The sequence below is a fragment of the Iamia sp. SCSIO 61187 genome, from assembly GCF_019443745.1.
In the GTDB taxonomy this organism is placed as follows: Bacteria; Actinomycetota; Acidimicrobiia; order Acidimicrobiales; family Iamiaceae; genus Iamia.
This window is the reverse complement of the sequence record NZ_CP050948.1, coordinates 2,561,866-2,586,468: the sequence shown is the minus strand read 5'-3', so window position 1 is coordinate 2,586,468 and position 24,603 is coordinate 2,561,866. Positions and strand designations below refer to the sequence as shown.

Below are 24,603 nucleotides of genomic sequence, written 5' to 3'. Positions count from 1 at the left end.
GTGGCGCAGAGTCGTCGCCATGGCCGGACTGATCCCGCGACGGACCGACGACCCGAGCGTGGCCGCGGCCCTCATGGCCGCCGACGGAGCCGCCGTCCTGACCCGGCGGGGCATCGACGCCGCCGCCGCCGGGGCGGTCGCCGGGGACGTGCTGGGCGACCTCCTGGCCCGCCCCGACGCCGCCGCCGTCCGGGAGGGCGGCGAGGGCGACCGGGGCCTGATCCCGCCCGAGGCGTCGATGCCGGTGCACGTGGACGGGTTCGCCTACGGCGACCACCACCCCGACGGGCTCTTCCTCCTCTGCGCCCAGCAGGGCACCAGCGGGGGCGCATCGGTCCTGGTCGACGGGCACGCCCTGCTCGACCAGGTGGCCGCCGAGGACCCGGAGCTCCACCGCTTCGTGCACGAGGTCCCCGTCGACCTCACCGAGCCGGACATGCGGCCCGCGTGCAGCCCCATCGTCTTGACCCTGCCGTCGGGCCGCACCGCCGTCCGCCGCACCCCCTACATGGCCCCCGACCCGGAGGCGGCCGACCCCGAGGCCGACCGGGCCCTCATCGACCGCTGGACCGAGCGGGTGGCCGAGGCCGACGCCGCCGCCCCCCGCTTCACCCTCGAGCCGGGCGAGGCGCTCTGCATCGACAACTACCGCATGCTGCACGGTCGGGGCCCGTTCACCGGCGAGCGCATGCTGTGGCGCATCTGGGCCTGGACGCCCCGGAGCAACGGCGTGCCCACCGGCCCCCTGCACTCCGACAGCCGCTACGCGTCGATCGCATGAGCGGCGGAGCCGAGTCGGACCTGAGCCGGCTCTTCACCCTGTTCTGGCACCCGGTCGCCACGCTCGAGGAGCTCCGCGCCGCCGCCCCCCAGCCGCTGGCGGTCACCCTGCTCGGCCGGCAGCTGGCCGTGGCCGACCTCGGCCCCGCCGGGCTGGCGGCCGTGGCCGACCGCTGCCTCCACCGCTCGGCCCGGCTGTCGGTGGGCTGGGTCGACGAGGGGACGATCCGCTGCGGCTACCACGGGTGGCGCTGGGACGCCGGCGGCCGGTGCGTCGAGATCCCGTCGATGCCCGACGGTCCCATCCCGCCCAAGGCGTGCCTGCCGGCCTACGACGTCGAGGTCGCCTACGGGATGGTGTGGGTGCGCCTCGACGGGTCCGCCGGCACGACGATCCCGGCCTGCCCGGCGTGGGACGACGCCGCCATGAAGGTCGTGGCCGGGGCGCCCTACACCTGGCCCGTCGGGGCGCCGCGCCGGGTCGAGAACTTCGTCGACCTGGCCCACTTCGCCTGGGTCCACGACGGCAGCCTGGGCCGCCGGGACCAGCCCGTCCCGCCGATCCCCTCGATCCGGCGCCGGGCCGGCGAGATGCGCTTCGACTACGACCCGCCCGACATGCAGGCCGACGACGTCGCCCTCTACGGGTACTCGGCCTACCGGGTGCCGATGCCGCTCACCGTGGACATCGGGTTCACCCTCGATCCCGAGCCCGACGGCACGCCCGTGCGCCGCCACCTCTGGATGACCGCCTCGCCCGTCGACGACGCCACGACCCGCTCGTTCTGGGTGGTGGCCCGCACCGACCGCCACGACGAGGACGACACGCCGCACCTGGCGTTCCAGGACCTCGTCCTGGCCGAGGACGAGCCGCTGGTGACGAACCAGGACCCGCCCGAGCTGCACCTCGACCCCGCCTTCGAGATCTCGGTCCGCACCGACCGGGTGTCGCTCGAGTACCGGCGCTGGCTGCGTGAGCTGGTCGCGGCCCACGCCGAGGGCGGTCCGGAGGCGGTGGCGACGGTCCTGGCCGCCCCCCGCTCGATCGACGCCCCCACCGCCCCGCTCCCCACCTGACCGCCGCCGGAGGCCGACCATGGACATGACCGAGTACCTGCGCCGCGTGCCCAAGGTCGAGCTGCACTGCCACGTCGAGGGCACGCTCCGGCCCGAGACGGTGGCCGACCTGGCCGCCAAGCACGGCATCGACCTGCCGACCGACGACATCAGCACGATCTACGACTACGACACGATCTACGAGTTCCTGGAGACGTTCCGGTTCGTGAACTCGACGGTGATCGACCGGGAGGACTTCGCCCGGGTCGCGTTCGAGACGCTGGAGGACGGCGTGCGATCGGGGAACCTCCGCTACCGGGAGATGTTCTTCAACCCGACGCTCCACATCACCCGGGGCGTGCCGCTGGCGACCGTCGTGGACGGGTTCATCGACGGCATCCGCCGGGCCGAGGCCGAGCTCGGCGTGGGCTGCCGGCTGATCGCCGACGTGTACCGCCAAGACAGCGCCGAGGACACCATGGCGTGGCTGGAGGAGCTCATCGCCCTCGACCGGCCGGAGGTCATCGGCCTGGGCATGGACGCGGCCGAGGCGCCGGATCCGCCGGAGAAGTTCGCCGCCGTGTTCCAGCGGGCCGGGGCGGCCGGGCTGCGACGGACCAGCCACGCCTGCGAGGACGGGCCGCCGGTGAACATCACGACCTGCCTCGACGAGCTCGGTTGCGAGCGCCTCGACCACGGCTACCACATCCTCGACGACCCCGAGGTGGTGGCCCGCTGCCGCGACGCCCAGATCGTCTTCACCGTCTGCCCGACCTCGACCGCCCGTGTCTACGGGTGGCCCGACCTCACCACCCACCCCATCAACGCCATGATCGAGGCCGGGCTCAAGGTGATGCTCAACTCCGACGACCCGACGATGTTCCACACCGACATCGGCAAGGAGTACGTCGACTTCTGCGGGCAGAACGGCCACTCGGTCGGGCTGGTGCGCGAGCTGGTGCTCAACGGCGTCGACGGCACCTGGCTCCCCGACGCCGAGAAGGCGGCCATGCGCGAGCGGTTCACCGCCGAGCTCGACGCCCTGGAGGCCGAGCTGGACCCCGCTCCGTGACCGCCGTCGAGGCGGCACCCGTGGGCGCCCCGTCGGCGCCGGACCGTCGACGGGTCCCGGCCCTGGGCAACACCGACCCGGCCCTGCGCGCCGCGTGGCACCCGGTGCTGCGGCTGGCCGACCTGGGCGACGAGCCGGTGGCCGTCCGGCTGCTGGGGGAGGCGTGGGTCGTGGCCCGCTTGGACGGCGAGGTCGTGGTGCTGGCCGACCGGTGCCCGCACCGCCTGGCCCCCCTGTCGGCGGGGTCGGTCGACCGCACCGGTGAGACCGACGTCCTCCGGTGCGGCTACCACGGGTGGTGCTTCGACGGTGGAGGCACCTGCACCACGATCCCGGCGCTCGGTCCCGACGCCCGGCTCCCGCCCCGATCGGCGGCCACGACGCCGGCCGCGGTGGCGACCCACCTGGGCCTGGTGTGGGTGGCGCCCGACGCGCCCCGCACCCCGCTCCCGCCCGATCCCCTCGCCGACGACGACCGCGCCGCGTTCCTGGCCGGCGACCTGCCGACCATCACGTGCCGGGCCGGCGCCGGCCTGCTGGTCGACAACTTCCTCGACATGGCCCACTTCCCGTACGTGCACGCGGCGACGATCGGGACCGACGAGGACCCGGTGGTGGACCCGCCGGTGGTCGAGCGCGAGGGTGACGCGGCCATGGTCGTCCGTTCGTCGCACCGCTTCCCCAACCGGGAGGATCCCGAGGTCGTGGCCGGCCGGCGGCCGCTCCTCCAGACCCGGCACGTCACCTACCGCTACACGGCGCCGTTCGCCTGCTCGCTGCGGATCGACTACGAGGAGGCCGGTGGGAGCAACGTGATCACCTTCTTCGTCCAGCCCGTCGACGACGAGACCTGCACGATCCACACGTCGGTGGCCCGCGACGACATCGACCACGACCCAGGCCGACTGGCGGCGGCGGTGGCGTTCGAGGAGGGGGTGGTGGCCGAGGACCTGGCGCTCCAGTCGGCCTTCGTCGAGCTGGCCCTGCCCCTCGACCTCACGGCCGAGGTGCACACCCGGGCCGACCGGGTCACCGTCGAGCTGCGGCGGATCCTCGCCGACCTGGTCGGCGCGTGACCCGTCGGCTCGTCATCGACAACGACGGCGGCGTCGACGACTGCACCGGCATCTGGTGGGCGCTCACCGCGCCCGACGTCGAGGTGGTCGCCCTGGTGGCGACGTGGGGCAACACCGAGCGCGACGCGGCGGCCGCCAACCTGTGCCGCATCCTGCACGCCGCCGGTCGGCCCGACATCCCGGTGGTGCTCGGGGCGACCGATCCGGCGGGCCCGTCGCCGCTGTCGGACCGGGCGGCCCACGTCCACGGGGCCGACGGCCTGGGCGGGTACGCCCACGAGTGGGCGACGGGGTCGGTGACACCGAGCGACGAGCCCGCGGCCGACCTGCTGGCCCGCCTCGTCGCCGCCGACCCCGGCGCCCTCGACCTTGTGACGACGGGCCCGCTCACGACCCTGGCGTCCGTCCTGGCCGAGCGCCCGGAGCTGGTCGACGGGTTCCGCTCGCTGACGGTGATGGGTGGCTCCGTCCGGGCCGGGGGCAACGCCCTGCCGGCGGCCGAGGCCAACGTGGCCCACGACCCGCAGGCGGCGGCGGCCGTCGTCGCCGCGCCGTGGGCGACCGAGCAGCCGCCGCTGCTGGTCGGCCTGGACGTGACCATGGCCGCCCTGCTGGAGGCCGACGTCGAGCTGGCCGCCGCCCACGCCTCCGACGCCGTCCCGGCCCGGTTCCTGGCCCGGCCCATGGACGGCTACCTGGCCTTCTACGAGTCGGTGCGCCAGACGCCGCCCGGCATGTTCCCGTGCCACGACCTGCTGGCCGTGATGGCCGCCGCCGAGCAGCCCGTGATCACCGAGGTGGCGACCTGGCCCCTCGCCGTCGACACCGGTGGGGGTGCAGCCTGGGGCGCCACCGTCGCCGACCGCCGACCCGTCCCCGAGTCGACGTTGGGTGACTTCGCCCCCTGGCGCGTCGCCCTCGCCTGCGACCCCGCCCCCTTCCGGGCCGCCGTCCAGCGTCTCTTCACCCCGAGCTGACCACGGATGGTGCCTGGCACCATCCGTGGTCAGGCGGCGAGCCAGGCGTCCACGCCGGCGACGGCCTTGGTCCGACAGGCGTCGGGGGCGCCGCTGGCCTCCAGCGACGACCGGGCCATGGCGGCCAGGTCCTCGTCGCCCAGGCCCATCTCGGCCCGCACCAGCTCGTACTCCTCCAGCAGGCCGGGGCCGAAGAGCAGCGGGTCGTCGGCGTTGAGCGAGCACCGCACGCCCGCGGCCAGCAGGGCGGGGAGCGGGTGGTCGGCAAGCGACGGGACGACGGCGAGCAGCAGGTTGGACGACGGGCACACGTCGAGGCAGGTGCCCCGGTCGACCAGGAGGGCGACGAGCCCCGGGTCCTCCACGGCCCGGATGCCGTGCTGGACGCGGTCGGCGCCGAGGGCGGTCAGGGCGCCCCGGACGCTCTCGGGCCCGTCCAGCTCGCCGGCGTGGGGAGCGCTGATGAGGCCGGCGTCGCGGGCGATGGCGAAGGCGGGGGCGAAGGGCTCCGGCGGGTGGCCGACCTCGTCGTTGGCCAGCCCGAACGACACCACGCCCTGGCCCTCGTACCGGGCGGCCAGCTCGGCCTGGGCCACGGCGTCGGCGGGGTCGAGGGTGCGGTCGGCGGAGACCATCAGCCCGGTGCCGATGCCGTGGCGGGCCCCGGCCTGGCTGAGCTCGTCGAGGATGACCTCGAGCACCTGCTCGGGCGGACCCAGGCGGTCGCGGTGGTGCGGGACGTAGACGCCGGGCTCGATCCACACCGCCCCGGCCGCCGCCGCGTCGGCCACGACCTCGTCGACGAGGCGGCGCAGGTCGGCCTCGGTGCGCAGCACCTCGCACGCCGCCAGGTACATGCCGGCGAAGGCGGTGAAGGAGCCGAAGCCCCGGATCGGAGGCACCGGGATGCCCGCCACCGCCGCCAGCTCGGTGAGGGTCTCGGGGCGCATGGCTCCCTCGAGGTGGATGTGCAGGTGGGCCTTGGGCAGGGCCGCGAGGTCGCGCATGGCGGGACGGTACCGACGCCCGGCGGCCGGCGAGGCGCCGATCTGTCAACGCTGCGTGAACAGCGGCGCCCGATCGTTGAGCGGCGCCGAGGCCTCTCCCAGACTGGCCCCATGAGCATCGTCGACAACACCTCGTCGTTCCTGCGACGGGCGTGGCACCCGGTGGCCATGGCCCACGAGGTGGGCGACGGCCCCCAGCAGGTCTGGCTCCTGGGCCAGCCGTGGGTGCTGGCCCGGCTCGACGGTGAGCTGGCGGCGTTCGAGGACCGGTGCCCCCACCGTCTCGCCCCCGTGAGCCTCGGCACGGTGGACGACGAGCTGGGCCTGCGATGCGGCTACCACGGGTGGACCTTCGACGGCACCGGGTCGTGCACCTCGATCCCGGCCCTCGGGCCCGGGGCCACCCTGCCGCCCCGGGCGAGGCTGGTGCCGGCGTGGGGGGTGGTCGAGGCCCAGGGCCTGGTGTGGCTGGCGCCCGAGGAGCCGCTGGCGGCCCGCCCGGAGATCCCCGAGTGGGGCGCCGACGGCGTCGACTGCTTCTGGAACGAGCCCCGCACCACCCCGGTCAGCGCCGCCCAGCTGGTCGACAACTTCCTCGACGCGTCGCACTTCCCCTTCGTCCACGCCGAGACCTTCGGCGTCGAGGAGGCCGCCCTGGTCGTGAACGAGCCCGTCGAGCGCGACGGCTGGACCGTCCGGACGACCTTCGACACGTGGTACCGCAACTTCGACGACCCCCTCGTCGCCACCGGGGAGCACCCCGAGGTCCAGCCCCAGCGCCTGATGAAGGAGGGGGCGGCCGGGCTCACGGTCGTCCTCCGGCTCGACTTCCCGGTGACCGGGGCCTCGTTCTCGATCCTGTTCGCCTGCCAGCCCGAGACCGCCGAGCGGACCCGCATCTACAAGCTGATGGCCCGCGACGACCTGGGCGGCGACGCCGGGCGGATCGCCTCGACCATCGCCGCCGAGCAGGTGATCCTGGAGGAGGACCTCCGCATCCTCGAGCGGTACCGGGCCATGCGGATCCACCTCGACCGGACCGAGTGCCACACCCGGGGCGACCGCCTGAGCGTGGGCTGGCGCCGGATCCTGGCCGAGATGGCCGAGGTCGCCATGGGGACGGAGGCCGGGGACGTGTTCCCGGGCCTCGCCGCGGCCGAGGCCGAGGCGGGCACGCCGGTGGAGGTCGGGTGACGACCACCGTCGGCCGACCCTCCGGCCAGGTCCACCGGGTGGCGATCGGCTCCCAGACGCTCGACCTCGACATCGTCCCGGTGGCCGACGAGGTGGCCATCGCCCTGCTCATGACGATCGACCGCGGCGTCGCCTTCACCGCCGTCGCCGGGGCCGACCTGGCTGCCCGCCTCGGCCCTCTGCGCCCCGAGGTGGTCGCCAGCGCCGCGACCCTGGGCATCCCCGTCGCCATCGAGGTCTCCCGCGCCCTCGGCCTCGACGACTACGTGATCCTCCAGAAGACGCCCAAGATCCACCTCGGTGACGCCCTGGCCGAGCCGCTGTCGTCGATCACCACGGCCGGCGCCCAGAGCCTGCTCCTCGACCGGGCCCGCATCGGCGCCGTGACCGGGCGGCGCGTCGTGCTGGTGGACGACGTCATCGCCACCGGTGGGTCGATCGCCGCCTGCCTCCGCCTGCTGCGGGCGGCCGGCGCCGAGGTCGTGGGGATCGGCTGCCTCCTGACCGAGGCGGGGGCGTGGCGGGACGCGCTGGGTCCCGACGCCGAGATGGTCGTCGCCCTCGGCTCGATCCCGATCTTCGGGCCCGCCCCCGACGGCACCTGGGTGCCGCGAAGGGGGGCGACCTAGGGCAGCGTCGCCCGCACGCGGGCGGCCAGGGCCACGAGGGCCGGCCGGTCGACGGGGACGTGGACGGCCACCCCGTCGACGGCGACGACCGCACCGTCGACCATCACCAGCCGGACGTCGGTCGGACGGGACTGCTCGACCACGGCGTCGACGATGTCGGCGTGCGGCCACCAGTGGTCGCCGCCGGTGTCGAGCAGGACGAGGTCGGCCCGCTTGCCGACCTCGATCGAGCCGGTGACGTCGGCCAGCCCGACGGCGCGTGCCCCCTCGATGGTGGCCATGGCCAGGACGTCGGACGGCGCCAGGGGGTCGCCGCGGGCGATCGACGCGGCGATGGCGGCGCGGGCCTCACCCAGCAGGTCGAGCCGGGGGTTCAGCGAGCCGTTGTCGAGCCCGAGGCCGACCGGGGCTCCGGCCCGGCGGAAGGCGGCCACCGGCGTCACCGCCCCCCGGAGGGCCAGGTTCGACGTCGGGCAGTGGGCCACCGCGACCCCGGCTCCGGCCAGGGCGGCGATGTCGGCGTCGTCGACCGCGGTGCAGTGGGCGGCGAGCAGGCCGGCGTCGAGCACGCCCATGGCGTCCAGCTCGCCGGGGCCGCACGCCGCCCGGCTGGCGGGGGAGGCGCACAGGTGGAGGGGGAGCGGCGTGCCCAGCTCGGCCGCCAGGTCGCGGGCGGCGCGGAAGGCCGCGGGGGACACGGCCTCGGGCAGCTCGGGCGACGGGGCCACCCGGATGCGTCCGTCGGCCGATCCGTGGTGGCGGGCGGCCAGCCCGGCCACCTGGTCGAGGGCAGCGTCGGCCGGGGCGAGGACGGCGGCGACCGGGAAGCCGGACCGTCGGTGCCACGCGGGCGGCGCCGTCTCGGCGAACATCCGGGCGAACAGCACCCGGGCGCCCGAGGCGCGGTGCACCTCCAGGCACGCGTCAGCCGCCTCGTCGACGCCGGCTCGGCTGCGGGCCCCGACGTCGAGGCCCCAGCAGTCGACGACGGTCGTGACGCCGCCGGCCACCGTGCCGGCGAGGGCCGCGGCCGTGGCGGTGGCGCAGTCCTCGGGACCGAGGGCGGCGACGGCGGCACCGAACCGGTCGAGGAGCCAGGTGGGGAAGTCGTCACCCCGCCAGGTGCCCCGGGCCACGACGTCGAGGAGGTGCTGGTGGGCGCTGACCAACCCGGGCAGCACCACACCGGCCCGGTGGGCGACGGGTCCGGCGGTGGCCGGTGGCGGTCCCGCACCGACGGCGACGATGTCCGACCGCTCGACCTGCACCCACCCGGGCGCCAGGACCCGGCGGGCCGGGTTTATGGTGACGACGGCATCGCCCTCGATCAGCACGGCCGCCGGAGCCGGGCGGGGATCAGACGGCGTCGGCCTGCGGTCGGGACTCGGTGAAGAGCAGCCGGGCCAGGGTGTCCTCGATCTCGTGGAAGGCCGGGGTCCGCATCATCTCGGGCGTCCGCGGGCGGGGCAGATCGATCGGGACCTCGGCCACGATGCGGCCGGGGCGGGCGCTCATCACCGCGACCACGTCGGCCAGGAACACCGCCTCGGAGATGGAGTGGGTCACGAGGAGGGTGGTGGTCGCCCGCTCGGTCCAGATGCGCTGGAGCTCGAGGTTGAGGTGCTGGCGGGTCATCTCGTCGAGGGCCCCGAAGGGCTCGTCGAGGAGGAGGATCTCGGGCTCGACGATCAGGGCCCGGGCGATGGCGACCCGCTGGCGCATGCCCCCGGACAGCTGGGCCGGGCGGGCGTCCTCGAACCCCTCGAGGCCGACCAGGCTGATCAGCTCGTCGACGGTGCCGGGCGGGACCTTGACCCCGCTGACCTCGAGCGGGAGCTTGATGTTGGCCCGGACCGAGCGCCACGGCAGCAGGGCCGGGTCCTGGAATGCGATGCCCAGGTGGTTGCCCCGCCGGGCGACCGACGGGGCCTGGCCGTGCACGAGGGCCCGGCCGGAGGTCGGCTGCTCGAGGTCGGCCAGGATCCGCAGGATGGTGGACTTGCCGCAGCCCGACGGCCCGAGGAGGGCGACGAAGGCCCCGTCGGGGGTGGCCAGGCTGACGTCGTCGAGGGCGGTGACGGTGGACCGCTTGATCGAGAACTGCTTGGTGAGGCCCTCCAGGACGATGCCCAGCCCTCCGCGGGGCACCGCGCCCGGGGCGGAGAAGGCGGTCTTGGGGGCCTCCTCGCCGATGGTGGCGGTGGCGGGCGCGGGGAGCGTCTCGGGCATGGGGCGACTGTACGGAGGGCCCTCCGGCCACCTGTTGCAGATCTGTCAACGGCGCGTGAACGGCCGACCGGGTGGTTGACGGCGCGGGCGGGGGCCCACACCATGCCCCCCCATGACGCCCCCACCTGACGCCGACCTGTCCGACCGCCCGGCCGACCTGCTGGTGGCCGGAGCCGACCTGGTCGCCACCGTCGACGACGAGCGCCGGGAGATCGCCGGCGGGTGGGTGGCGATCACCGACGGTCTCGTCAGCGGGGTCGGGGGCCCGGGCACGGAGCCGGCGGCCGCCCGGACCCTGCGGGCCGACGGGTGCCTGGTCACGCCGGGCCTCATCAACACCCACCACCACATCTACCAGAACCTCACCCGCTCGCACCGGCCCGCCACCAAGGCGACCCTGTTCGGCTGGCTCACCACCCTGTACCCGCTGTGGAGCCGGCTCGACGAGGAGGCGGCGTACCTCTCGGCGTGGGTCGGCCTGGCCGAGCTGGCCCTCGGGGGGTGCACGACCTCGACCGACCACCTCTACGTCCACCCCAAGGGCGGCGGCGACCTCATCTCGGCCGAGATCCGGGCCGCCGTCGAGCTGGGGATGCGGTTCCACCCCACCCGGGGGTCGATGAGCCTGTCCCAGAAGGACGGCGGCCTGCCCCCGGACTCGGTCGTCCAGTCCGACGACGAGATCCTGGCCGACAGCGAACGGCTGGTCGGTCTGCACCACGACCCGTCGTGGGGAGCGATGGTGCGGATCGCCCTGGCGCCGTGCTCGCCGTTCTCGGTGACGCCGTCGCTGATGCAGCAGACGGCCGAGCTGGCCGAGCGCCTCGACGTGCGCCTCCACACCCACCTGGCCGAGGACCCCGACGAGGACACCTTCGCCATGGAGACCTTCGGGCGGCGGACGATCGAGCAGTTCGAGGAGGTGGGGTGGGGGACCGACCGCTCGTGGGTCGCCCACTGCATCTACCCGAACGCCGACGAGATCGCCCGCATGGGGCGGTGGGGGACGGGCGTCGCCCACTGCCCGAGCTCGAACATGATGATCGGCGGCGGCGGCATCGCCCCCGTGTCGGACTTCCGGGCCGCCGGCGTGCCCGTGGGCCTGGGCTGCGACGGGTCGGCGTCGACCGACTCGGCGTCGCTCTGGATGGAGGCGCGCAACGCCCTGCTCCTCGGGAGGATGCGCGGCGGCCCCGAGTCGACCGGCGCCCGCGACGCCCTCGAGATCGCCACCCGCGGGTCGGCGGCGTGCCTCGGTCGGGCCGGCGAGCTGGGCGAGCTGACCGTCGGGGCCGCCGGTGACCTGGTCTGCTGGCCGCTGGAGGGCATCGCCTTCGCCGGGGCCATCACCGACCCGGTCGAGGCCTGGCTGCGCTGCGGTCCGGTGGCGGCGCGCCACACGGTGGTGGCCGGGCGGGCGGTCGTGGAGGACGGCCAGCTGGTCCCCCCCGGGGTCGAGGACGTCCTCCGCCGCCACACCGCGGTGGCCGAGGCCATGCAGGCCCCGGCGTGAGCGGGTCGCCGAACCTCGACGAGGCCCTGGAGCGGCTCCCCAAGGTGGAGCTCCACTGCCACGTCGAGGGGACGATGCGGGCGACGACGGTGGCCGAGCTGGCCCGGGCGAACGGCGTCGCCCTCCCGGTCGCCGACCCGACCGAGCTCTACCGCTACGACTCCCTGACCGGGTTCCTGGAGGTGTTCTGGCTGGTCCAGTCGGTCCTGGCCACCCGCGACGACTGGGCCCGGCTCGGCTACGAGTCGGCCGTCGACGGCGCCGCCCACGGCCTGGCCTACCGGGAGAGCTTCTTCACCCCGGCCCGCCACCTGGCCGCCGGGCAACGGCTGGGCGACGTGGTGGCGGGGCTGGACGAGGGCCTGGCCGCCGCGGAGGCCGAGACCGGCGTCGTCGTGCGCCTGATCCTCGACTTCGACCGCGACTTCGGCGCCCGGGCCGCCGAGGAGCAGGTCGACGCCCTCGTCGAGCTGCGTCGGGCCGGGGCCCCCGGCGCCGAGCGGGTGATCGGGGTGGGCTACGACTCGACCGAGATCGGCCAGGAGCCGGGCTGGTACGCCGAGGCCTTCGGGCGGGCCGGGGCGGCGGGGCTGCGACGGACCGCCCACCAGGGGGAGGACTCGGGTCCCGCCGCCATCGCCGCCTGCGTCGACCTCCTGGGGGCCGAGCGCATCGACCACGGCCTGTCGATCCTGGCCGACCACGACGTGACCCAGCGGTTCGTCGACGAGCAGATCGCCCTGACCGTGTGCCCCAGCTCGAACATCCGCATCGCCAACGCCTTCCCGACCCTGGCCGACCACGTCTACCCCGAGATGCGGTCCCGCGGGCTGCTGGCCACGCTCAACACAGACGACCCGTCGCTCACCGACCTCGACCTCGGGCTCGAGTACCGCAACGTGGCCACCGCGTTCGGGTGGGGGTGGGACCAGATGGTCGACATCGCCCTCGACGGCGTCGAGGCCTGCTGGCTCGACCCGGCCGCCAAGGCCGCCCTCCGAGCCCGCACCGAAGCCGCCCGAGAGGCTCTGAGGCCCGGCAGTCGTCCACAGGTGGGGTCCGACGCACTCCGACCCGACGGACCGACCTGACCCAACCGAGACCGGTCGGAGTGGGTCTGACCCCCCGTGCGCGGGTCAGCTCTCGTCGCGGGTCAGCTCTTGGTCAGAGCCGCTCGCCTGGCGAAGAGCTCCTCGGCGGCGGCCTGGGCCTCGGCCCGCACCGACGCCACGTCGAAGGTGGTCGGCTGGCCGCCGGCCACGAGTCGGCGTCCGTCGACCCAGACGTCGCGGACGTCACGACCCGAGGCCGAGAACACGAGGTGGGCGGGGACGTTCTGGTCGGCACCGTGGAGGATCGGGGTGGTGTGCAGCCCGCGCAGGTCGACGGTGGCGATGTCGGCCCGCTTGCCGACCTCGAGGGACCCGGTGACGGCGTCGAGGCCGAGGGCCCGGGCCCCCTCGATCGTGGCCATGGTCAAGACGTCCCACGGGTCGCCGGTGGTGGGGTCGAGGGTGGTCACCTTCTGGAGCAGGGAGGCGAACTTCATCTCCTCGAGGAGGTCGAGGTTGTTGTTCTCCTTCTCGCCGTCGCTCCCCAGGCCCACGGCGATGCCGGCGGCGCGCATGGCACCCACCCGGGCCGGCCCCGACGACAGCTTCATGTTCGAGCACGGGCAGTGGGCCACCGACGTGCCCGTCGCGGCCAGCACCTGGATCTCCCGGTCGTCGAGCCACACGCAGTGCGCCACGACCGTCCGCTCGCCGAGGACGCCCCGGTTGTGGAGCTCCTCGACGGGCCGACGCCCGAACCGGGTCAGGCTCTCCTGCACCTCCCACAGCGACTCCGACGAGTGGGTGTGGATGCCGGTGCCGAACTCCTCGGCCAGGTCGGCCGCGGCCCGGAACGCCGTCGGGGTGCAGTAGAGGAGGTGCTCGAGCCCGACCCACGAGCGCACCCGACCATCGGCCGCGACCGCGTGGGTCTCCAGGAGCCGCCGGTTGGTCTCGATCGTCTCGAAGTAGTCGTAGCCCTCCTCGTCGGCCACGTAGGGGACGAGCGTGGCCCGGAGCCCGAGCCGGTCGGCGACCTCGGCCGAGCCCTCCATGAACCGCCACATGTCCATCACCGACGTCGTCCCCGCCAGCAGCCCCTCGGCGTAGCAGTGGAGCGACGCCACCCGGGCGATCTCGGGGGTGAGGGCCCGGTGGGCCGGGTCGACGTAGGTCTTGAGCCAGTCCCAGAGCGACAGCGACTCGGCCGTGCCGCGGAGCAGCCCGGAGTGCAGGTGGCAGTTGTGGAGCCCGGGCAGGACGGCGTGGCCGGTGAGGTCGACGACCTCGGCGCCGGCGGCGCGGGGGTCGGTGTCGACCTCGGCCACGGGACCGACGGCGACGATGTCGGTCCCCTCGACCAGGACCGACCCCGGGTCGAGGAGCGTCCGCCCGCCGGTCATGGGGAGGACGATGCCGTTGCGGAGGAGGGTGGTCACGGCGCCAATCTGGGGACGGGCGCCCGACGCGTCAACAACCTGTTGAACCGTTCACGGGCCGTTCTCATCGCGGCAACGGCCGGGAAACGGCTCGTTGCGACGGTGCCGTCGCCCCGCAGGTGGCCGGCACGGCGCCGGTCCCAGCGTCCGGGGCGCGGAGGTGTGATGAGCACGGGGATCAGTCGCAGGCGGTTCATCGGCAACGTCGGGGCGGGAGCGGTCCTGTTGGGACTGGGGCCGACGTTGCTGTCGGCGTGCGGCGACGACGACGACAGCGGTGACGACACGAGCACGGGAGGCTCGGGCAGCGGCGGCGGTGGCGACTTCGGCGAGCTCGGCGTCCAGCTGTCGTGGATCAAGAACATCGAGTTCGCCGGTCTCTACATCGCCGACTCGGAGGGCTACTTCGCCGACGAGGGGTTCAGCTCGGTGAACCTCATCGCCGGGCCGGGCGACGCCATCGCCCCCCTGATCCAGGGCCAGGTCCTCTACTCGTTCCTCGGCTCGGAGACGTGGGCCAACGCGGTCCTCAACGACGGGGCGCCCATCAAGATCATCGGGGCCAACTTCCAGGAGAACCCGTTCTGCATCCTCTACCTGGCGGACAACCCGCTGGAGACGCCCGAGGACATGGTCGGCAAGACGATCGGCGTGCAGACGGCCAACGAGCAGATCTGGCAGGCGTTCCTGCGCAAGAACGGGCTCGAGGAGGGCTCCGGCGCGGGCCAGGTGAACAAGGTCCCCGTCGACTTCGAGCCCACCCCGCTGGAGAACGGCGAGGTCGACGGCTTCTTCAGCTTCATCACCAACGAGCCCAACATCCTCCGGACCAAGGGCCTCGACGTGGGCACGCTCAACCTCCAGGACAACGGGATCACGCTGTACCAGCAGATCTACGGCGTCACCGAGGAGACCCTCGAGGGCGACCGGGACAAGCTGGTCGCGGCCATGCGGGCCGAGTCCAAGGGGTGGCAGGAGGCCATCGCCAACCAGGAGCTGGCCATCCAGCTGACCCTCGAGGAGTACGGCGCCGACCTCGACCTCAACCCCGAGTCGCAGAAGCTCGAGCTGGAGGCCCAGATCGAGCTCCAGCAGTCGGACTCCACCGACGAGAACGGCCTGTTCTACATGTCGGAGGAGGACATCGAGCGGAACCTCTCGGTCCTCGCCGACCTGGGGCTCGAGGTGTCGGCCGACCTGTACACCAACGAGATCCTCGACGAGGTCTACGCCGACGGGATCGACCTCCGGGGCTCGTGAGCACGGCGACCCCCACCGTGACCCGACCGGAGCCGGCCCCCCGGCTCCGGTCGGGCGCCCGCCTCGGTGACCTGTCGTGGCTGCCGTCGGTGGTGGCCATGGCCGCCCTGCTGGTGGTGTGGGAGGTGGCGGCCCGCACCTTCCTGTCGGACTCGAAGGCGTTCCCGCCGGTGACCGACGTGGTCGGCAACGTGCTGGGCGACATCGACGTGTACTCCCGCAACACCCGGGCGACCCTGCGGGCGGTGTGGCCCGGCTGGCTCTACGGCAACCTCGTCGCGACCGTGGTCGGGATCGTCGCCATCGCCGTGCCGCACCTGGAGCGGCCGGCGCTGCACGTGGCGGTGGCCATCAGCTCGCTGCCGATCATCGCCCTGGGGCCCATCTTCCAGGTCAGCCTGACCGGCGACGCCCCCCGATCGGCCCTCGCCGCCCTGTCGGTGTTCCTCACCACCATGATCGGGGCCATGGTCGGGCTGCGGGCCTGCGACCGCACCAGCCTCGACATGGTCCGGGCCTTCGGCGGCGGACCGGTCGCCGCCCTGCGCAAGGTGCGGATCCGGGCGGCCCTGCCCGACTACTTCGCCGCCCTGCGCATCTCGGCGCCGGCCGCCGTCCTCGGCGGCATCATCGGCGAGTTCATCGGTGGCGCCGACAACGGTCTGGGCGTGGCCCTGATCTCGGCCCGCGCCAACGCCGATCCGGCCCGGGTCTGGGGCCTCGCCCTGGTGGCGACCCTCGTGGCCGGCGCCGGCTACGCCCTCATCGCCCTCGTCGGGCGGCTGCTGAGCCCTTGGGCGCCCCGTGGACTGGAGACCCGCCGATGACTGCACCGCAGATCACGACCGTCGCCCCCGGGGGCCTGCCGGGGAGGGGTGGCGGGCGCCTCGTCGTCGGTGTCCTCCGGGCCCTGGTCACCTTCGTCGTCGTGACCGGGCTGCTGCTCGGCCTCTGGATCGTGTTCCTCGACTCCTTCGACGTGAACGCCTACGTCGGCAAGAAGCCCAGCGCGGTGTGGGACTGGATCACCGACCCGGTGCAGGGCCCCGATCGCCAGGCCGAGCTGCGGGAGGCCACGATCAAGACGCTGACCGAGGCCGGGTGGGGCTTCGTCACCGGGATCACCGCCGCCGTGGCCGTCGCCGTGGCCTTCACCCTGTCCAAGGCGCTGGAGCGGACCTTCCTGCCCATCGCCCTGGCCCTGCGGTCGGTGCCGATCGTGGCCATGGTCCCCCTGTTCGCCTACGTCTTCGGGCGGGGCACCCTCGGCAGCCTCGTCATCATCTCGATCATCACCTTCTTCCCGGCGTTGGTCCTGGTGTCGAACGGGCTGCGGGCGGTGCGGTCCGAGGCCGTCGAGCTGCTCGTCGCCTACAACGCCGGGACCATCCGCCAGCTGGTGAAGCTGCGGATCCCGTCGGCCCTGCCGAGCCTGATGGCCTCGGCCAAGGTCTGCGCCCCCCTCGCCATCCTGGGCTCGATCCTCAACGGGTGGCTGTCGACCGGCACCGGGCTCGGGGCCCTGATGGTCAACTCGACCATCACCGCCCAGTACGCCCAGCTGTGGGCCGCGGTCGTGGTGGTCACGATCGCATCGATCGTCTTCGCCGCCCTGGTGAGCATCGTCGAGCAGCCGGTGCTGGCCCGGTACGCCCCTGACCGCCTCGGCGGCTGAGGGTCCGGCCCGACGCGGCCTACCGTGGCGCCGTGCCCGCCCGCCACCCGCTGCTCACCGCCCTCGAGCCGGTGGCGGCCGCCCTGGGCGCGACGCTCGTCGGGCGGACCCGGGTGCGGGCCGACGACATCCCCCTGGAGTGGGAGGGCGAGGTGGTCGGCGGGCTGCGCCTCCCGGAGCGGGGCGCCGGGCTCGCCCCCCTGATCGAGGAGGTCGAGGCCGAGGTCGGCGGGCCGCTGGCCACGCTGTCGCGGGAGGACAAGCAGCGCGCCGTGGCGTTGCTGGACGAGCGGGGCGCCTTCGCCTTCCGGCGCTCGGTCGAGGACGTGGCCGACTCCCTCGGCGTCAGCCGCTTCACCGTCTACAACTACCTCAACGCCCGCCGGGGGTGACGCACGGATGGTGCCTGGCACCATCCGTGTCGACCACGGATGGTGCCTGGCACCATCCGTGTCACCAGTCGATGTCGTCGGGCATGTCGGACCAGTCGCCGCCCTCGGTGGCGAACGACGGGAGCCGGGGGACGTCGTGCCAGGCGCCGGCGCGGAGGCAGGCGACGGGCTCGAGGGCCCGGGGCGACTCGACCGTCTCGACCCCGTCGGAGACCGGGAACGGGCCGTCCTCGCGCAGGCGGAGGATCGACACCTCGGCGCTCCGCCCGGGCTCCAGCCGGCCCAGCTCGTGGGACCGGCCGATGGCCCGGGCCGAGTTCGACGTGCCCATGGCGATCACGTGGTGCAGGTCGAGGTCGAGGGCGAGCATCTTGGTCAGCGTCTCGGCCAGCGAGAACACCGGGCCGTCGACGGTGAAGACGTTGATGTCGGTCGAGGCCGTGTCGGGCAGGTAGCCCTCCTCCATCAGGAGCCGGGCCTCGCGGAAGCGGAAGTCGGTGCCCGAGTGGCCGATGTCGAGCACGACCCCACGGTCGACGGCGTCGCGCAGCTGGGGCACGGCCTTGCCGTCGGGGCCCCGCATGCCCCCCGCCCCCCGGAAGGCGTGGGTGATGATGTCGCCGCCCCGGAGCTGGTCGAGCAGGGCGATGGGCGTGATCACCGGTGTGAACGGGAACCGGCCCAGGTGGACCATGACCGGCCGCGGGCCCATGGCCTCCTGGGCCGCGGCCAGGAACGGCGAGTGCCCGGGATCACCGACGTGGCAGGCCCGCACCTTGGCCCCGACGACCACGTCGGCGTTGCGCTCGATCGAGGCCGCCAGCGACTCGGTGTCGAGGTTCCGGAGGTCGCCGGCGATCTCCAGCTTGTGGCAGATGAAGTCCTTGGTCGCCAGGTAGAGCTGGTTGGGGTCGAGGAACGCCAGGACGTTGGAGCGGGTGTCGGGGTGGTCGATGATCGCCCGCCGGCTGATGTCGAAGGTGGCCACGCCGCTCGTGCCGCCGTCGACGATCGTCGGGACGCCCATGCCCACCCCGACCCGGTCGGGCTCGACGCAGAAGTCGCCCAGGCCGGCCATCACGTGGACGTGGAGGTCGATCAGGCCGGGGACCACCAGCAGGCCCCGGCAGTCCCGGACCTCGGTCGCGGGGTCGTCGAGGAGGGCGGGGTCGGCCGGCCCGACGGAGACGATCGTCCCGTCGGCCACCACCACGTCGGTCGTCGCGTCGATCTCGGCGGCGGGGTCGATGACCCGGCCGCCCTGCAGCACCAGTGTCGCCATCGGGCCAGGGTGCGCAGGCGGCGGCCCGTCGGTCCAGGACCCCGGCCCGCTGTTCTCACACCCGTAACGCGGCCGACCCCTCGGTACCATCGCGGTCGATGCTGGTCCTGGAGTTCACCGTCGAGCCCTTCTCCGAGGGGGCGCCCGGTCCCCACGTGCAGGCCGCCCTCGATGCCGCCGAGGGCGCGGACCTGACCGTCGAGTTCGGCCCCTTCGGCACGGTCGTCTCCGGTCCGGACGACTCCGTCCTCGCCGCCGCCGACCGGGTGGGGCGGGCCGCGGTGGCGGCCGGCGCGACCCAGGTGTCCATCCGGGTCACCCGCGGCTGAGCCGAGCGGGACCGCCGGCCCCACGACGTGCCTGGCCCGTCGTGGGCCGGGTCAGCGGGGCGGGAGCCCGGCGACCGGGGGCAGGACCGACCAGGGGAAGTTGATCCAGCGGTCGGTGACCTTCCAGGCGTGGTCGGGCACGATCACGCTCTGGGGCTTGTGGTACAGCACCGCGGTCCGCACCGAGGCCACGTGCTGGGCCAGGACCTCGCGCACCAGCCGGAGCGTGTGCCCGGTGTCGGCCACGTCGTCGACCACGAGGACGTCGAGGCCGCTCACGTCGACCAGGTTGAGCGACGGGGGCAGGACGACGGGCACGTCGAGGCGGGCGTCGACGCCCGTGTAGAACTCGACGTTGATGGCGCCGCAGTTCTTGACGCCGAGGGCGTAGGCGAGGGCCCCGGCGACGGTCAGCCCGCCGCGGGCGACGGCCACGACGATGTCGGGGATCGAGCCGTCGGTGGCCACCGCGGTGGCCAGCTCGCGGGTCGCCTCGCCGAACAGCTCCCAGGTGAGGTCCTCCCGGTCGGCATCGGTCGTGGCGTCGGTGGGGTTGACCTCGCTCATCGCCGTGGACCGTAGGCGACCCGGCCCCGGCCGCCATCACGGCGGGTCGGCCCCGACGGCGAGCCCGTGGTCAGCGGGCTTCGCGCTCGTAGGGCTGGCCCAGGGCGGCGGGGGCGCCGAGGCGGCGCCGGGCCCAGCCGGCCGACACGGCGACGAGGACGACGATCGTCATCAGGTAGGGGAGCGAGTCGAGCAGCTGGGCCGAGACCTCGACGTCGCGGGTCTGGAGGGTGAAGCCCAGGCTCACGAAGGCACCGAAGAGGTAGGCGCCGACGAGGATCAGCTCGGGGCGCCAGAACCCGAAGATGACCAGGGCCAGGGCGATCCACCCCCGCCCCCCGGTCACGCCGTCGCTCCACAGCGGGATGATGGCGAGGGGGTAGAAGGCGCCACCCAGCCCCGCGAGGGTCCCGCCGGCGACGGTGTGGAGGTACCGGGACCGGACCACGCCGATGCCCATGGCGTCGGCGGTGGACGGCGACTCGCCCACGGCGCGCAGGTGGAGACCCGGGCGGGAGCGGAACAGGTACCACCACAGCCCGACCACGAGGGCCCACGACGCGTAGGTCAGGGCGTTCTGGCGGAACAGGATCGGACCGAGGACCGGCAGGTCGCCCAGCCCGGCGACGTCGATCAGGTCCAACCGGTGCGGGACGGGACCCCGGCCCAGGTCCCACGTGTTGGCCAGGAACGACGACAGCCCGGCGGCGCCGGCCAGGATGGTGATGGCCAGGCCGCTGACGATCTGCTCCACCTTGAAGGTGAGCACGAGCACGGCGTGGAGCAGGGCGGCGGCTCCGCCCGCGGCCATGGCCGCCACGAGGGCGAGCACGAGGGCCAGCCACCCCGGCCCCCCGGCGTTGAGCGACGTCCACGCCGCCGCCGCCGCGCCCATCAGCATCATGCCCTCGACCCCGAGGTTGAGGACCCCCGAGCGCTCGGTGAGCATCTCGCCCAGGGCCGCCAGCAGCAGGGGGGTCCCGTAGAACACCGCCGACACGGCGATCACCACGAAGATGTTGTCGTTGACGCCTCGGCCCGAGGTCAGCTCGGGCACCCCGACGGGGGTGTCGGTGGTGGCCACGAGGTCGACGAGGCCGAGCACGGCGGCGATCACGACGGTGCCCCGGCCGGGGTGGCGGCCTCGGTCGCGGCCGGCGGCTCGTCGTCGACCTGGAGGCCGGGGGTGCGCCGGAGCCGGTAGCGGCTGAACAGCTCCCCGGCCAGCGTGCACACCAGGAGCAGGCCCTGGAGGGTCCCGACCAGGCCGGCGGGGAAGTCGGGGCCCTGGAGGGCCCGCCCGGCGTTGGCCAGGCCCCCCATGAGGATGGCGACCAGGACCACGGCGAGGGGGTTGAGGCGGGCCAGGGCGGCGACCACGATCCCGGCGTAGCCGTAGCCGGCCTGCCCGAGCGCCTTGGGGTCGAGGACGTGGCGGGTGTCGCCCACGTCGCTCGCCCCACCCAGGCCGGCCACCGCCCCCGACAGGGCCAGGAGGGCGAAGGTGACCCGCCGGGTCCGGATGCCGGCGAGGCGGGCGGCGCGGGGTTCGTCGCCGATGACCCGGACCTCGAAGCCGAAGCGGGTCGAGCGGAGGAGCACGAACAAGGTGACGGCCACGGCGGCGCCGACGAGGAAGCCCAGGGGGAGCACGACGTCGCCGAGGGCGAAGGTCGGCCACTCGGCCCGGTCCGGGATCGACTTGCCCTGCGGGAACATCAGCCCGCTGCCCTCGAGCTCGCGCCACGCCGACCGGGAGCCGAAGATCAGGTAGGTCGCCAGGTTGAGGGCGACGTAGTTGAGCATCAGGGTGGTGATGATCTCGTTGGTGCGGAGCCAGGCTCTCAGGGCGGCGGCGATGCCGGCCCACGCCGCCCCGGCCAGGGCGCCGGCCGCGAGCATGGCCACGACGGTGACGCCGACCGGGCCGTCCCCGACGGTCAGGCCCGCCCAGGTGGCGCCGATGGCCCCGACGACCAGCTGGCCCTCGCCGCCGATGTTGAAGATGCCCATGCGGAACGCCACCGCGGCCGCCAGCCCGGTGAAGAGCAGGGGCGAGGCGGCCACCAGGGTGGCCGAGAGGGCGCCGTCGGCGAGGAAGCCCCGCTGGAGGATGCGGTCGTAGGTGGCGGACGGGTCCTTCCCGGCGGCGGCCAGGACCACCGCCCCGATCACGAGGGCGACGACGAGCGACGCCAGCGGCACCGCCACGGTGAGCCACCGGGGCCGGTCGATGCGGCGCTCCAGGTGAACCCCGGCCAGCGGCCCCCTCACGCCCCGGCCCCCTCGAGGTGGCTGCGATCGCCGCCCATGAGCAGGCCCAGCTCCTCGACGTCGGCGTCGGCCCGGTCGACGGTGGCCACGATGCGTCCCTCGTAGATCACCGCGATCCGGTCGGCCAGGCTCAGGATCTCGTCGAGGTCCTCGCTCAGGAGCAGGACGCCCACCCCCCGCTCGGCGGCCTGCACCAGGAGGGCGCGCACCGACTCGATGGCGCCCACGTCGAGGCCCCGGGTGGGTGACGCCGCCACCAGCACCTGCGGGTCCGAGGACAGCTCCCGGGCCAGCAGGACCTTCTGGACGTTGCCCCCCGAGAGCACCCGCGTCGGCGTGGTGGGACCGGGGCAGCGCACGTCGTAGTCGCGGATGAGGTCCCGGGCCCGGGCCCGGATCCGGGAGCGGCGCACGAACGGCCCGGTCGACAACGGGGGCCGGCGGTAGGCGAGGAGGGCCAGGTTGTCCTCCACGGGCAGCGAGGGCGCCAGCCCGGTGTGGAGGCGGTCCTCGGGGACGAGGGCCAGGCCGGCCCGGTGCGCCCGGCGGGGGTCGGCCTTGCGCAGCGGGGTCCCGGCGATGGTGATGGTGCCCGCCGTCGTCGCCCGGGTGCCGCCGATGACCTCGGCCAGCTCCCGCTGGCCGTTGCCGGCCACCCCGCACACGCCGACGATCTCGCCGGCGCGCACGTCGACGTCGACGCCGACCAGCGCCGCCTCGCCCCGGTCACCCGTGGCCGACACGCCGCGCAGGGACAGCCGGACCTCGGCCGAGGTCACCGGGGCGCGGGGGACGTGGTCGGCCCCGAGCAGCACGTCGCGGCCCACCATCAGGCGGGCCAGCTCGCGGGTGGTGGTCCCGGCCACGTCGCGGGTGCCCTCGCTGCGGCCGTCGCGCATCACCGTCACCCGATCAGCCACGGCCCGGACCTCGTCGAGCTTGTGGGAGATGAACACGACCGAGCGGCCCTCGTCGGTCATGCGCCGCAGCACGGCGAAGAGCCCCTCGGCCTCCTGCGGGGTCAGGACCGCGGTGGGCTCGTCGAGGATCAGCGTCCGGGCCTCCCGCGAGAGGGCCTTGAGGATCTCGACCCGCTGCTGCTGGCCCACCGACAGCTGCCAGATGCGGGCCGAGGGGTCGACGTCGAGCCCGTAGCGGGCCCCCAGCTCCTCGACGCGGGCGGAGGCCGCCCGCCGCTGGAACCGGCCGTGCTCGCCCAGGGCCACGTTCTCGGCCACGGTGAAGGTGTCGACCAGCCGGAAGTGCTGGTGCACCATGCCGATGCCGGCGGCGATGGCGTCCCTCGGCGAGGAGAAGGCCACGGCCACGCCGTCGACCTCGAGGTGGCCGGCGTCGGCCCGGTAGAGCCCGGTGAAGATGTTCGAGAGGGTCGACTTGCCGGCGCCGTTCTCGCCCAGGAGGGCGTGGACCTCGCCCCGGCGCACCTCCAGGTCGACCAGCTCGTTGGCCACGACGCCGCCCGGGAACCGCTTGGTCACCCCGTGGGCGCTGAGCGCGGGCGCGGCGACCGCCGGGGGCGCGGCGCCCCCGGCGATCTCGGTCCCGTCCACGATCCGGCCGTCCCGCCGCCGCCGGTCAGCCCGCCGGGTTGCCCTCGACGCCCTCGATGAACCAGTCCATGGCCAGGATCTCCTCGAGCGACATCGACTCGCCCTCGGGCACCCGCTCCTCGCCGTCCTGGTCGACCAGGGGGCCGTCGAACTCGTAGAACTCGCCGTCGACGATCTCCTGCTGGCGCTGCTCGATCAGCTGCTTGGTCTCGTCGCTGACCTGGGGCCCGAACGGGGCCAGGCTGACGAGGCCGTCCTCGATGCCGCCGTAGTAGGCGCCGGTCTCCCAGGTGCCGTCGGCGACGGCCTGGACCCGGTCGGTGTAGTAGCCGCCCCAGTTGTAGAGCGAGGCGGTGAGCCAGATGTCGCCCAGGTTCTCGCTCTGGTCGGAGTCGTAGCCCACGAACGGCAGGTCGGCCTCGCTGGCCGCCTCGCCGGAGGCGGGGGAGTCCTGGCCCGAGGCGATGGCGTCGACGCCGTCGGCGATGAGGCTGTCGGCGGCCTGGCGCTCGACCTCGGGGTCGAACCAGGTGTTGGTCCACACGACCTTGGTGGTGGCCCCGGGGTTGACCTCGGCCACGCCGACCTGGAAGGCGTTGATGTGGCGGATCACCTCGGGGATGGGGAACGGGGCGACGAAGCCGACGGTGCCGCCGTCGGGGATGGCGGCGCCGGCGGCCAGCCCGGTGAGGTAGATCGTGTCCTCGGAGGCCCCGAAGTAGGTGGCCAGGTTCTCACCGGTGGTGATGCCGGTGGCGTGCTCGAAGCGCACGTCGGGGAACTCTTCGGCCATCTCGGCGAGGACGTCGCCGTACCCGAACGAGGTGGCGAAGATGATCTCGTTGCCCTCGGCGACCAGGTCCCGGACGACCTGCTCGGCCTCGGGGCCCTCGGGGATGCTCTCCTTGTAGGTGGTCTCGACGGCGTCGCCGAGCTCCTCCTCGACCTGCTCGCGGCCCTCGTTGTGGGCCTGGGTCCAACCGCCGTCGTTGATGGGGCCGACGTAGATCCAGGCCGCCTTGGTGACGTCGTCGCCGCCGTCGCCCGATCCGCCACCTCCCCCGGTGGAGTCGTCGTCGTCGTCGCCGCCGCACGCCGCGGCGGCGAGGGCCAGGACGGTGACGAGCAGGAGGGACAGCAGCCGGCGCCAGCCAGCGGTGGATCGGGTCACGAGCGTGCTCCTGGAGGTGGTGTGGTCGACGACGCGGGCGGGCGACTCGGTGGCGATC

The 24,603-nt window shown here is 74.2% G+C and carries 24 protein-coding genes; 14 read left to right on the top strand and 10 right to left on the bottom strand.

What is annotated here, in order from left to right:
• The first annotated feature begins 19 nt into the window (after positions 1–19).
• The 5 genes from HC251_RS12395 to HC251_RS12375 are packed head-to-tail and all read left to right on the top strand — an operon-like array spanning position 20 to position 4,961.
• Positions 20–781, top strand: a complete 762-nt coding sequence (locus HC251_RS12395; RefSeq protein WP_219940929.1) for a TauD/TfdA family dioxygenase — start codon at positions 20–22, stop codon at positions 779–781.
• Positions 778–1,857 carry an aromatic ring-hydroxylating dioxygenase subunit alpha gene (locus HC251_RS12390; RefSeq protein WP_219940928.1) on the top strand — a complete coding sequence of 360 codons (1,080 nt, stop codon included), beginning with the start codon at positions 778–780 and terminating at the stop codon, positions 1,855–1,857. Before HC251_RS12395 ends, HC251_RS12390 begins: the two co-directional genes overlap by 4 nt.
• A gap of 19 nt (positions 1,858–1,876) precedes the next feature.
• Entirely contained in the window at positions 1,877–2,908 is a 1,032-nt protein-coding gene (add, locus tag HC251_RS12385) for an adenosine deaminase (RefSeq protein ID WP_219940927.1), read from the top strand.
• Positions 2,905–3,984, top strand: a complete 1,080-nt coding sequence (locus HC251_RS12380) for an aromatic ring-hydroxylating dioxygenase subunit alpha (RefSeq protein ID WP_219940926.1) — start codon at positions 2,905–2,907, stop codon at positions 3,982–3,984. Before add (HC251_RS12385) ends, HC251_RS12380 begins: the two co-directional genes overlap by 4 nt.
• On the top strand, positions 3,981–4,961 hold the full coding sequence (locus HC251_RS12375) for a nucleoside hydrolase (protein ID WP_219940925.1): 981 nt from the start codon (positions 3,981–3,983) through the stop codon (positions 4,959–4,961). The genes HC251_RS12380 and HC251_RS12375 overlap by 4 nt, the downstream gene beginning before the upstream one ends.
• Before the next feature lie 29 nt (positions 4,962–4,990).
• On the opposite strand, the gene add (HC251_RS12370) is transcribed toward HC251_RS12375, so the two are convergent.
• A complete protein-coding gene (add, locus tag HC251_RS12370; protein ID WP_219940924.1) occupies positions 4,991–5,968 on the bottom strand; it encodes an adenosine deaminase in 978 nt (325 codons plus the stop codon).
• 111 nt (positions 5,969–6,079) lie between these two features.
• Between add (HC251_RS12370) and HC251_RS12365 the strand changes: the two genes are divergently transcribed.
• Together HC251_RS12365 and HC251_RS12360 are read left to right on the top strand one after the other, a co-directional pair.
• A complete protein-coding gene (locus HC251_RS12365; protein WP_219940923.1) occupies positions 6,080–7,162 on the top strand; it encodes an aromatic ring-hydroxylating dioxygenase subunit alpha in 1,083 nt (360 codons plus the stop codon).
• The gene (locus HC251_RS12360) at positions 7,159–7,791 is read left to right on the top strand and encodes a phosphoribosyltransferase family protein (protein ID WP_219940922.1); all 633 of its coding nucleotides are present in this window, start codon (positions 7,159–7,161) and stop codon (positions 7,789–7,791) included. The genes HC251_RS12365 and HC251_RS12360 overlap by 4 nt, the downstream gene beginning before the upstream one ends.
• Here HC251_RS12360 and HC251_RS12355 read toward each other — a convergent pair.
• Both HC251_RS12355 and HC251_RS12350 read right to left on the bottom strand, forming a co-directional pair.
• The gene (locus HC251_RS12355) at positions 7,788–9,125 is read right to left on the bottom strand and encodes an amidohydrolase family protein (RefSeq protein ID WP_219940921.1); all 1,338 of its coding nucleotides are present in this window, start codon (positions 9,123–9,125) and stop codon (positions 7,788–7,790) included. The genes HC251_RS12360 and HC251_RS12355 overlap by 4 nt on opposite strands.
• A 22-nt stretch (positions 9,126–9,147) precedes the next feature.
• Entirely contained in the window at positions 9,148–10,020 is an 873-nt protein-coding gene (locus HC251_RS12350; protein WP_219940920.1) for an ABC transporter ATP-binding protein, read from the bottom strand.
• Between the two features lie 112 nt (positions 10,021–10,132).
• Between HC251_RS12350 and HC251_RS12345 the strand changes: the two genes are divergently transcribed.
• The gene (locus tag HC251_RS12345; protein WP_219940919.1) at positions 10,133–11,533 is read left to right on the top strand and encodes an 8-oxoguanine deaminase; all 1,401 of its coding nucleotides are present in this window, start codon (positions 10,133–10,135) and stop codon (positions 11,531–11,533) included.
• On the top strand, positions 11,530–12,624 hold the full coding sequence (gene add / locus HC251_RS12340) for an adenosine deaminase (RefSeq protein WP_219940918.1): 1,095 nt from the start codon (positions 11,530–11,532) through the stop codon (positions 12,622–12,624). Before HC251_RS12345 ends, add (HC251_RS12340) begins: the two co-directional genes overlap by 4 nt.
• A 62-nt stretch (positions 12,625–12,686) precedes the next feature.
• Here the strand turns inward: add (HC251_RS12340) and HC251_RS12335 are convergent, their stop codons facing one another.
• Positions 12,687–14,024, bottom strand: coding sequence for an amidohydrolase family protein (locus HC251_RS12335; RefSeq protein ID WP_219940917.1), 1,338 nt, complete (start codon positions 14,022–14,024; stop codon positions 12,687–12,689).
• 165 nt (positions 14,025–14,189) lie between these two features.
• Between HC251_RS12335 and HC251_RS12330 the strand changes: the two genes are divergently transcribed.
• Genes HC251_RS12330 through HC251_RS12315 form a run of 4 tightly spaced genes read left to right on the top strand, consistent with a single transcriptional unit; the run spans position 14,190 to position 17,351 of the window.
• Positions 14,190–15,284: an ABC transporter substrate-binding protein gene (locus tag HC251_RS12330; protein ID WP_219940916.1), complete on the top strand. Its 1,095-nt coding sequence runs from the start codon at positions 14,190–14,192 to the stop codon at positions 15,282–15,284.
• Positions 15,281–16,111, top strand: a complete 831-nt coding sequence (locus HC251_RS12325) for an ABC transporter permease (RefSeq protein WP_219940915.1) — start codon at positions 15,281–15,283, stop codon at positions 16,109–16,111. The genes HC251_RS12330 and HC251_RS12325 overlap by 4 nt, the downstream gene beginning before the upstream one ends.
• Complete coding sequence (locus tag HC251_RS12320) at positions 16,108–16,959, top strand: ABC transporter permease (protein ID WP_219940914.1); 852 nt, start codon at positions 16,108–16,110, stop codon at positions 16,957–16,959. The genes HC251_RS12325 and HC251_RS12320 overlap by 4 nt, the downstream gene beginning before the upstream one ends.
• A 32-nt stretch (positions 16,960–16,991) precedes the next feature.
• Positions 16,992–17,351, top strand: a complete 360-nt coding sequence (locus HC251_RS12315; RefSeq protein WP_255566389.1) for a helix-turn-helix domain-containing protein — start codon at positions 16,992–16,994, stop codon at positions 17,349–17,351.
• A 61-nt stretch (positions 17,352–17,412) separates the two neighbouring features.
• On the opposite strand, the gene HC251_RS12310 is transcribed toward HC251_RS12315, so the two are convergent.
• A complete protein-coding gene (locus HC251_RS12310; RefSeq protein ID WP_219945575.1) occupies positions 17,413–18,633 on the bottom strand; it encodes an amidohydrolase family protein in 1,221 nt (406 codons plus the stop codon).
• Positions 18,634–18,731: 98 nt separating this feature from the next.
• Here HC251_RS12310 and HC251_RS12305 point away from each other — a divergent pair, with 98 nt between their 5' ends.
• The gene (locus tag HC251_RS12305) at positions 18,732–18,962 is read left to right on the top strand and encodes a thiamine-binding protein (protein ID WP_219945574.1); all 231 of its coding nucleotides are present in this window, start codon (positions 18,732–18,734) and stop codon (positions 18,960–18,962) included.
• Between the two features lie 51 nt (positions 18,963–19,013).
• Here the strand turns inward: HC251_RS12305 and HC251_RS12300 are convergent, their stop codons facing one another.
• The 5 genes from HC251_RS12300 to HC251_RS12280 form a co-directional block, all read right to left on the bottom strand.
• A complete protein-coding gene (locus HC251_RS12300; protein WP_219945573.1) occupies positions 19,014–19,529 on the bottom strand; it encodes a phosphoribosyltransferase in 516 nt (171 codons plus the stop codon).
• 70 nt (positions 19,530–19,599) lie between these two features.
• Complete coding sequence (locus tag HC251_RS12295; protein ID WP_219945572.1) at positions 19,600–20,646, bottom strand: ABC transporter permease; 1,047 nt, start codon at positions 20,644–20,646, stop codon at positions 19,600–19,602.
• The gene (locus tag HC251_RS12290; protein WP_219945571.1) at positions 20,643–21,803 is read right to left on the bottom strand and encodes an ABC transporter permease; all 1,161 of its coding nucleotides are present in this window, start codon (positions 21,801–21,803) and stop codon (positions 20,643–20,645) included. The genes HC251_RS12295 and HC251_RS12290 overlap by 4 nt, the downstream gene beginning before the upstream one ends.
• Positions 21,800–23,374, bottom strand: coding sequence for an ABC transporter ATP-binding protein (locus tag HC251_RS12285; RefSeq protein WP_255566704.1), 1,575 nt, complete (start codon positions 23,372–23,374; stop codon positions 21,800–21,802). Before HC251_RS12285 ends, HC251_RS12290 begins: the two co-directional genes overlap by 4 nt.
• Positions 23,375–23,399: 25 nt before the next feature.
• The gene (locus HC251_RS12280; protein WP_219945570.1) at positions 23,400–24,545 is read right to left on the bottom strand and encodes a BMP family ABC transporter substrate-binding protein; all 1,146 of its coding nucleotides are present in this window, start codon (positions 24,543–24,545) and stop codon (positions 23,400–23,402) included.
• Positions 24,546–24,603 lie beyond the last annotated feature (58 nt).